The sequence below is a fragment of the Tissierellales bacterium genome (assembly GCA_035301805.1).
Lineage (GTDB): Bacteria > Bacillota > Clostridia > Tissierellales > DATGTQ01 > DATGTQ01.
This window is the reverse complement of record DATGTQ010000116.1, coordinates 1-8,305: the sequence shown is the minus strand read 5'-3', so window position 1 is coordinate 8,305 and position 8,305 is coordinate 1. Positions and strand designations below refer to the sequence as shown.

Sequence of the window (8,305 nt, the reverse complement as noted above, 5' to 3'; positions counted from 1 at the left end):
ATTTCTCCATCCCAAACCCTAGTTTTACCTAATAGTCTTTTATCCAATAAGGCTCCTACTGGACAAACAGTTACACATCTATTGCAAGATACACATATTGATTCATCAAAAGAAAAATCTGCATCTAAAACTATTCTTGTATCAAACCCTCTTTCTGCAAAAGACAATACTTTTCTATCACTAACTTGGTCACAAGTTCTTACACATTTACCACAAAGAATACATTTACTATCATCTTTCAAAATATATGGACTGGAGGTATCTACAAAATCTGGTCTTTTAGCCCCACTATGTTCCCTAAATTTCACATCATATCTGTAAGCATATTTCTGTAATAAACATTCCCCAGCCTTCTGACAGGTTAAACAATCATTAGGATGATTATCTAAAAGAAGTTGTAAAATATCCTTCCTTACATTTACAACCTTCTCTGATTCAGTATGGATAACTATTCCTTCTTCTACTTTTGTAGAACAAGCAGTAACTAGCTTATTCCAACCTTCTACTTCTACTAGACATAATCTACAGGCAGCAACTATTTCTAAATTAGGATCATAACATAAAGCTGGTATTTCTATTCCTATTTCCTCCGCCGCCATAATAATTGTATAATTCTCAGGTACTGTTAATTTTTGACCATCTATAGTAAGAGTTATATTTCTCATTTTTCCCCTCCTTATCCTATTTCTTTATTACTGCACCTACAGGACAATCTTCAATACAAGTTCCACATTTTATACAAGCTTCTGTATCTATTACATGTCTTTCTTTCACTTTACCAGATATACATGAAACTGGACAATTTCTAGCACATTTTGTACATCCAATACAATCTTCTGTTATAAAATATTCTAATAATTCTTGACAAGTTCCTGCAGGACAACTTTTATCTTTTACATGGGCCTCATATTCATTTCTAAAATATTTCAATGTAGATACAACTGGATTAGCTGCAGTTTGACCTAAACCACAAAGAGATGAAACAGTAATTGTTTCTGATAAACTTTCTAATTTTTCTATATCTTTAAGAGTTCCCTCTCCTTCAGTTATTCTATCTAAAGCTTCTAACATTCTTTTAGTACCTTCCCTACAAGGAACACATTTTCCACAGGATTCTTCTACAGTAAAATCTAAAAAGAATCTAGCTATATCTACCATACAGTTGTCTTCATCCATTACAACCATGCCACCAGAGCCCATTATAGAACCAAGTTCTCCTAATGATTCAAAATCTACTGGTGTATCTAAATATTCTGTTGGTATACAACCTCCTGAAGGTCCACCTGTTTGAATTGCTTTAAACTCTTTTCCTCCTGGTATTCCTCCACCTATATCAAATATTATATTTCTTAAAGTAACTCCCATTGGTATTTCAATTAAACCAGTATGTCTTACTTTTCCACCTAAAGCAAATACTTTTGTTCCTGGTGAATCTTTTGTTCCTATGCTTCTAAACCAATCTATGCCCTTTTGAAAAATTACCGGTATATTTGCAAAGGTTTCCACATTGTTTATTATAGTAGGTTTTCCCCATAGCCCCTTATGAGCTGTTCTATATATCTTTGTTCTGGGCATTCCTCTTTTACCTTCTATAGATTCCATAAGTGCAGTACCTTCACCACATACAAATGCTCCTGCTCCTAATCTTAATTCTATATCAAAGTTAAAATTTGTCCCTAAAATATTTTTTCCTAATAAACCGTATTCCTTTGCTTGCTCTATAGCTATTTCTAGCCTTTTTACGGCTATAGGATATTCTGCCCTTACATATATATAACCTTGATCAGAGCCAATTGCATATCCATTAATGGCCATAGCTTCCAATATAGAGTGAGGGTCTCCTTCCAGAATACTTCTATCCATAAAAGCACCAGGATCCCCTTCATCTGCATTACATATTATGTATTTCTTATCTGCTGGATAATTATAAGCTGTCTCCCACTTTCGACCCGTAGGAAAACCTGCTCCTCCTCTACCTCTTAAGTTTGAGTCCTTCATAAAATCAATAACTTCTTTTTGTGTCATTTCTGTTATAGACTTTGCCAAGGCTTGATAACCTTCCATAGCAATATACTCTTCTATATCCTCGGGGTTTATAATTCCACAATTCCTTAAAGCAACTCTCTTTTGCTTTTTATAAAAGTTAACTTCCTGAACAGGTACTACTTTCTCGTCTTTGTAGGCTTCTTCAAACAATAATCTTTTTACAACTTCACCTTTAACAAAATGTTTTTCTACAATTTCATCAACATCTTCTAACTTTACATGACTATAAAATATACCTTCCGGATATATAACAATATTAGGACCCGCTTCACATAGCCCGAAACAACCTGTAAGGACAACTTTAACCTTATCCTCTAAACCTTTCTCTTTAACCTTTTCCTTTAATAATATTCTAATTTTATCTCCTTTTGAAGAATGGCAACCAGTTCCACCACAAACCATAACATGTATTGGATGAGTCTTTTTTATCCCTTTCTCTATTGAAAAATCTTCTTTTCTAAGTTTAATTTGACATAATTTTTTTTCTCTTATTTTATTTAAGTCTTTAATTGTTATCATATATATTCACCTCCAAATTATCTATATTTATTTAGTATCTCTTCAACTTCACCTTTTTTTAATTTTCCGTAAACATCATCATTAATTACCATTACAGGTGCTAATCCACAAGCTCCTAAACAACGAGTATCTTCTATGGAAAATTTCCCATCTGGAGTGGTTTCTCCTACTTCTATACCAAGTATTTTTATAAGCTCGTCCAATATATCTTGAGCACCTTTTACATAACAAGCTGTACCTAAACATAAACTTATTTTATTTTCTCCCTTTGGCATTAGGGAAAATTGGGAATAAAAAGTGGCTACACCATATATCTCTGATAAAGGTATATTTAATTCCTCTGAGATTAATTCTTGTATTTCTATTGGTAAATACCCAAAAGAGTCCTGTACTGCATGAAGTGTAGACATTAAAATTCCCTTTTCATCTTTATTTTTTCTCATGTTATTCCTAAGTTCTTTTACCTTTTCCTCATTTGCATCCCAGTCAAATTCAAATACCATATAATCCCCCTTATTATGATAACAGTTTATAAAAAGACAGTATTAAATTAAAAATACTGTCTTTTTATTCCGGTGCATAACTATTATTTAATATATTTTATTTAAATTATTTAATACAATATTACTGTATTTTTCGACAATTGTCAATAATCCAAAATTAATAATCTTTTTTATCTATTAAATTTTCTTTCTAAAATAAAATTATTAAATAAATTATATATATAGCTAATAGTAAGCCTCCCAATTTTCTATCTATTTCATTTTTAAAAATCCCTTTAAAAACAAAAAGTAACATTACTAATAATGATATAGGCAGATCTAAAAAGACTGTTTGACGCTGAACTATAAGTCCATTGTCAGATACTAAAGAAGAAATCCCTAGGACTATAGTTAGATTTAAAATATTTGCACCTAAAATATTTCCAACAGACATACTATCCTCATCTTTCATTATTGCCGATATAGAGGTTACAAGTTCAGGTAAAGAAGTACCTATTGCTAAAAGAGTTAAACTAACTACTTGCTTAGGTATTTTAAGAATATAGGCAATTTTTACTCCAGTATCTACAAGTATATGAGCCCCTATTACTATAAACCATGATCCTATTATAAATTTAATTATATTTATAATATTTTCTCTCTTACTAAAGGTTTTTTTTACTTTTTTATTTTTATTAATATCATTTTCTTTTAATTCAATTATATTTAATCCTATAAATACTAAAAATAATAAAATAAGTATTAAACCTTCTTTATGAGTTACTACCCCATTTAGTGCAAAAAAGAAAAAAATAATTAGATAAGCTATCATCATAAAGCCTTTGATACCAAAAAATTTACTTTTTATTTTTATTGGTTTTATTAAAGCACATATTCCTAGTGCAAAAGCAATATTACATATAGTAGAGCCTATAGAATTACCAAGAGCCATATCTGAATATCCCTCATTACTAGCTACAGTAGATACAAAAAGTTCCGGTAACGTAGTAGCTATACTTACAACAGTTGCACCAACTATAGCAGAGGGTATTCCAGTTTTATAGGCAATCCATACTGCACCATCTACAAACAAATCCCCACCTTTTATTATTATACATAACCCTATTGCAAAAAACAAAAATGTTAATCCTGTTTCCATCTTTTCACCAGCCATCTCAATAGTATATTAATATATTTGTATTGCTTTAATGGCTTCAATATTACAAACTAATTTTAAAACAAATTACTTAATCCTAAAAAAATGAGAATTAAACCGGAAATCCAGGATAAATTTATTTTAGCTTTCGAAATTATTTTATTGCCTATATGAAAGCCTGAAGTAATAGCTAATATATTTATAAAAAAGAAGCTGATTAAAACTTCTTTTATATTTATGCTACCTAAGCTACTTCCAAATCCTACTGCAAGGGCATCTAAAGATAAAGCTATAGCTAAATATATTGATTCACTTAAATCAATATCTCCCGATTTATTTATATCTGCTTTTGTTCCATCAATTGCTATATCTATTATTATTTGTATGCTAGGAAATTCAAACTTTATTTTTTTATCTCTAGATTTCCCTTTTTTCAAAAAGCTTTCTAAAATACTATCTAAAAGGTAATATGAGCCTAGAATTACTAATATTATTAAGCTTATAATAGAAGCAGTATTTTCATGTAATACATTTTTTACAGTGCTACCAAAAAATATTGATACTGCTAGGAAAGTTGTACAGACTATATTTATAGCCAATAAAGACTTTTTAGGAAGTCTTATATTTTTTGTACCATAAGCTAGACCTATGGCAAAAGAATCTAAACTAATTGCTAAAACCATCAACAATGATTCTACCATTTTATCACTTCCTTAAATTATATGACTATAAATATAGTATTCATTTAAGATGAAAAGGGACACAAAAACCGACCCTAAGTCGGTTTACAACATAAAACTCCCTCTAAAACTATTCTAGCTTTTCCTCCTACTTTTACTATGAAATCATTGTTTTTCTCCCCAATTTCACAGTAAAGCACACTTGGTCTTCCTAAAACTTCTCCTTGTATAGCTTTTATTTCATTTGAATTTATTAATTTATTTTTCTTCAAAAAGTACATTAAAGCTCCATTGGAAGTGCCAGTTGCTGCTTCCTCATTAATTCCCACAAAAGGTGCAAAATTTCTTGCATATACTCTATCACTATTAGCATTTGGTAAATGAAAAACATGAATTCCTGTAATCTTTAACTTTTCAGATATCTTTGATACCTTCCTAAAATCTACCATTAAATTATCTAAAGTCTTTTTTTCTTTTAATGGAAGTATAAGATCTGGCACGCCAGTAGATATAATTTCTGGGTATACAAATTTCTCCCCTATTCCAATATCTTCTTCTTTTATATTTAATGCATATAATAATTCTGTTAAGTTGTCAATTCTACCTAAAGAATCAGGATTTTTTTGTTCCATAAAAACTTTATCTATATTACCATCAGTATAAAATAGTTCTACTGGCAATTCTCCTACTTTAGTTTTTTGAATAACTTTTTTTCTTCCATTTTCAATTGGTGAAATATAATTCATTTTACCTAATGTATAAAATGAGCCAATAGTTGCATGTCCACAAAGTTCTATTTCACAACATGGAGTAAAAAATCTAGTTTCAAATTTGTTTTTATCTATTGGAATAATAAATGCTGTTTCACATAAATTCATTTCATTAGCTATACGTTGCATATCCTTTTCATCCAATCCTTTTGCATAAGGTACTACTCCTGCTGAATTCCCTTGGAAAGTACTTTCTGTAAATACATCCACTTGATATATATTTACTTCCATTAAATCATCCACTCCCATTTCTTTTTATATAATTAAAATGTTTCACGTGAAACATTTTAATGTAAAAGCATTTCTAAAATTCTTTCCAAATCCTCATCCCCATAATATTCAATTTCAATTTTACCCTTTTCTCGTCCAGAGGATATAGATACCCTTGTCCCTAAAACATTCATTAAACTTTCTTCAATTTCTACAAGGAATGGATCTTCCTCTATATATACTTTTTCCTTTTTAACAGGTTTATTAGAATCCTTCACTAATTTTTCTGTATCTCTTACATTTAACTTATTCTTTACAATTCTTTCTGCAACCTTAATTTGATTTTCTTCATCTTCTATAGCTAATAAAGCTCTTCCATGTCCACTAGATAATTTGCCTTCAACTACATAATTTCTTACTTTATCCTCAAGGTTTAATAATCGAATAGTATTAGCTATATAAGATCTACTTTTACCTATAATTCTTGCCACTTCTTCTTGAGTATAGCCATAGTTTTTCATTAAATCATCAAAGGCTTTCGCTTCTTCTATAGAATTTAAATCTTCTCTTTGAATATTTTCTATTAATGCTAATTTCGTAGCCTCTACTTCTTCTACATCTTTTATTATGCAAGGTATTTTTTCCAAACCAGCATTTTTTGTTGCATGCCACCTTCTTTCTCCAGCCACTATTTCATACTCTTCGCCTTTCTTTCTAACTATGATTGGTTGAATAACTCCATAATCTTTGATAGAATGCTTTAGTTCTTCTAATGCTTGTTTATCAAATTCCTTTCTTGGTTGATTTTTATTAGGTTTTATTAGGGAAATATCAATGTTTACTATTGCATTTTTATCTACTTCATTACTTACCATTTCTTCCATAGGTTCTTCAGGAATTAATGCTGATAAACCTTTACCTAACCCTCTCTTTTTAGTAGCCATTATAATTCCTCCCTACTTAACTCTAAAAATTCCTTACCTAAATCCATATAAGCTTCTGCACCTTTTGATTTTGAGTCATAATCTATAACTGATAATCCATAACTTGGCGCCTCTGCTAATCTAACATTTCTAGGTATAATACTGGTATATACCTTGCCTTTAAAATATTTTTTTACCTCATCTACAACTTGTATAGAAAGATTAGTCCTTCCATCAAACATACTTAATATAACACCTTCTATTTCCAAATTAGGATTTAAACTTCTTTTTACCAAAGAGATTGTATCAACTAACTGACTAACACCTTCTAAAGCATAATACTCACACTGTATTGGTATAATTACACTTTTAGAGGCAACTAAAGCATTAATACTTAATAACCCTAAAGATGGAGGACAGTCAATGAAAATATAATCAAATTTACTATCTAATCTTAATAAAGCTTGTCTTAAAATAGTTTCTCTATTTTCTGCATTTGTTAATTCAATTTCAGCCCCAGCTAAATCTACATTAGCTGGAATAATAAATACATTTTCAGCACTAGTTTCTATAATTATATCATCTGGCTTTACTTGATTAATAAGCATATCATATATAGAAATATCTAGACTTTTCTTCTCTATTCCTAATCCACTAGTGGTATTTCCTTGTGGATCTCCATCAACTATTAAAATTTTCCCCCCTAGTTTTCCTAATGCCGAACTTAAATTAATAACTGAAGTTGTTTTACCTACTCCACCTTTTTGATTAAAAACTGATACAATATAAGACATTCTTTCAGCTCCTATAACAAATATATTGATTCTATTATATACTATATCTTAATATATAAAAAAATAAAATAGGATTTGCATAAAAAAAAGAGGCTCTTAAGCCTCAATACTAATCTATTTTTTATTTCCATCTTTCGGTATACGAACTACAACTTCAACAAAATCTCCTTTATCCTGTTCATCATAAGTAGCATTTAAACCACTTTTCTTTATTTCGGTATATGCATTTTTAATAGTATTTAAATATATTCTTAAATTTATTAACCCTTTTATATTTTGTTTCTTTTCTTCCTTCTCTTCATCCTTCATCATATCATCTAATATACCTTCTACCAACTTTTCAGTTCTTTTCACAGTCAAATCGTCTTGAATAATTTTTTCTAATACTTCACGTTTTAATTTATCATCAGGTATTCTTAAAAGTGCTCTTGCATGTCTTTCAGTTAAATTAGTACCTAAGATCATTCTTTTAACATCATCTGGTAGTTTCAAAATTCTAAGTTTATTTGCTATAGTAGATTGACTTTTTCCTAACTTTTCAGCCAGCTGACTTTGGGTGAAGCCATGATCTTTTATTAAATTACTATATCCTTCAGCTTCCTCAATAAAATTTAAATCTTCTCTTTGAAGATTTTCAATTAATGCTACCATAGCAGAATCTATGTCTCTATAATCAAGAATAATCACAGGTACCTCATTTAACTTGGCTAATTTCGATGCTCTAA

At 29.7% G+C, this 8,305-nt stretch carries 9 protein-coding genes; all 9 read right to left on the bottom strand.

The features are described from left to right. The coding region (locus VK071_05275) for a 2Fe-2S iron-sulfur cluster-binding protein (GenBank protein HLR34728.1) at positions 1-665 on the bottom strand (665 nt) is incomplete at its 3' end. A gap of 16 nt (positions 666-681) precedes the next feature. Beyond that, positions 682-2,565 (bottom strand): NADH-quinone oxidoreductase subunit NuoF, encoded by a 1,884-nt coding sequence (locus VK071_05270; GenBank protein HLR34727.1) that lies wholly within the window; start codon positions 2,563-2,565, stop codon positions 682-684. Positions 2,566-2,582: 17 nt separating this feature from the next. Then, entirely contained in the window at positions 2,583-3,068 is a 486-nt protein-coding gene (gene nuoE / locus VK071_05265) for an NADH-quinone oxidoreductase subunit NuoE (protein HLR34726.1), read from the bottom strand. 190 nt (positions 3,069-3,258) lie between these two features. After that, the gene (locus tag VK071_05260) at positions 3,259-4,221 is read right to left on the bottom strand and encodes a calcium/sodium antiporter (protein ID HLR34725.1); all 963 of its coding nucleotides are present in this window, start codon (positions 4,219-4,221) and stop codon (positions 3,259-3,261) included. Between the two features lie 59 nt (positions 4,222-4,280). After that, positions 4,281-4,904 (bottom strand): sporulation membrane protein YtaF, encoded by a 624-nt coding sequence (gene ytaF, locus VK071_05255; protein ID HLR34724.1) that lies wholly within the window; start codon positions 4,902-4,904, stop codon positions 4,281-4,283. Positions 4,905-4,978: 74 nt separating this feature from the next. Beyond that, a complete protein-coding gene (locus VK071_05250; protein HLR34723.1) occupies positions 4,979-5,884 on the bottom strand; it encodes a PhzF family phenazine biosynthesis protein in 906 nt (301 codons plus the stop codon). A gap of 56 nt (positions 5,885-5,940) precedes the next feature. After that, positions 5,941-6,807, bottom strand: a complete 867-nt coding sequence (locus VK071_05245) for a ParB/RepB/Spo0J family partition protein (GenBank protein HLR34722.1) — start codon at positions 6,805-6,807, stop codon at positions 5,941-5,943. After that, positions 6,807-7,580, bottom strand: a complete 774-nt coding sequence (locus VK071_05240; GenBank protein ID HLR34721.1) for an AAA family ATPase — start codon at positions 7,578-7,580, stop codon at positions 6,807-6,809. Before VK071_05240 ends, VK071_05245 begins: the two co-directional genes overlap by 1 nt. Positions 7,581-7,694: 114 nt before the next feature. After that, the coding region (locus tag VK071_05235) for a ParB/RepB/Spo0J family partition protein (protein ID HLR34720.1) at positions 7,695-8,305 on the bottom strand (611 nt) is incomplete at its 5' end.

What these genes read in the sequence shown, in the direction of transcription:
- VK071_05240 (HLR34721.1), bottom strand. Translation starts at nt 7,580, where the DNA reads ATGTCTTATATTGTATCAGTTTTTAATCAAAAAGGTGGAGTAGGTAAA.
- VK071_05245 (HLR34722.1), bottom strand. Translation starts at nt 6,807, where the DNA reads ATGGCTACTAAAAAGAGAGGGTTAGGTAAAGGTTTATCAGCATTAATT.
- VK071_05260 (HLR34725.1), bottom strand. Translation starts at nt 4,221, where the DNA reads ATGGCTGGTGAAAAGATGGAAACAGGATTAACATTTTTGTTTTTTGCA.
- ytaF (HLR34724.1), bottom strand. Translation starts at nt 4,904, where the DNA reads ATGGTAGAATCATTGTTGATGGTTTTAGCAATTAGTTTAGATTCTTTT.
- VK071_05270 (HLR34727.1), bottom strand. Translation starts at nt 2,565, where the DNA reads ATGATAACAATTAAAGACTTAAATAAAATAAGAGAAAAAAAATTATGT.
- nuoE (HLR34726.1), bottom strand. Translation starts at nt 3,068, where the DNA reads ATGGTATTTGAATTTGACTGGGATGCAAATGAGGAAAAGGTAAAAGAA.
- VK071_05250 (HLR34723.1), bottom strand. Translation starts at nt 5,884, where the DNA reads ATGGAAGTAAATATATATCAAGTGGATGTATTTACAGAAAGTACTTTC.